Below are 1,009 nucleotides of genomic sequence, written 5' to 3' on the forward strand. Positions count from 1 at the left end.
CTAGGCACTGTTTCTCGGATCTCGGGACGTGGGTGGGGTGTTGAGGCCAGGCTGGCTGTATGGGCCGTGGTGATCTGACGAATGCGGAGTGGGATCGGCTGGAGGCGTTCTTACCTCCTGGTGGTGCGCGTGGTGGTCGGTGGAGCGACCACCGCCGGGTGATCAACGGGGTTCTCTACCGAGTGCGGACCGGTGTCCAGTGGCGGGATCTGCCCGAGCGGTTCGGACCGTGGGAGACGGTCTACAAACGGCATCGCCGCTGGTCAGCCGATGGAACGTGGCAGATGCTGTTGTCCCGCATCCAGGCAGCCGAGGATGCCGAGGGCGGGATCGACTGGGACGTGTCGGTGGACTCAACAGCCGTGCGGGCCCACCAGCACGCGGCCGGCGCGAGGAAAGCGCCCCCGGCCGCCGTTCCCCAAAAGGGGGCCGTGCGGGGGACGAACCAGGTCGATCCGGTACTGCGGAAACTGGCCGCCCGTCTGGAGGAGGTGGTCAGATCGGCGAATGCCTGGGACGTTCCCGCGGAGGGTTCACCACCAAGATCCACCTCGTCGCCGACGGGCGATGCCGACCCCTCGGCCTCGCCCTGACACCCGGACACTACGGTGACGGACCCCAGCTGGAGCGGGTGCTGGAACAGGTCTCCGTGCCCCGGCCCGGAGCCGGGCGACCTCGCACCCGGCCCGACCGTGTCTTGGCGGACAAGGCCTACACGTCCCGGATGAACCGCCGCTACCTGCGACGACGCGGCATCCCGCACACCATCCCCGAACGTCTCGACCAGCAGAGACACCGCAAGAGCCGAGGCTCTCGAGGCGGACGGCCCACCGGTTTCGACAGCGAGCGCTACAAGAAACGCAACACCGTCGAACGCACCATCAACCGCCTCAAAGGCTTCCGCGCCGTCGCCACCCGCTACGAGAAACGCGCCTACATCTACCTCGGCACCATCACGCTCGCAGCCCTCGTCATCTGGCTCCGAACATGATCCGAGAAACAGTGCCTA

At 67.2% G+C, this 1,009-nt stretch carries 1 pseudogene; it reads left to right on the top strand.

The features are described 5' to 3' along the window. Positions 1-59: 59 nt before the first annotated feature. Positions 60-991, top strand: a pseudogene (locus AB0M87_RS33365) (IS5 family transposase). Positions 992-1,009: the final 18 nt, after the last annotated feature.

Origin of the sequence: Streptomyces sp. NPDC051320 (assembly GCF_040682175.1) — a bacterium.
Lineage (GTDB): Bacteria > Actinomycetota > Actinomycetes > Streptomycetales > Streptomycetaceae > Streptomyces.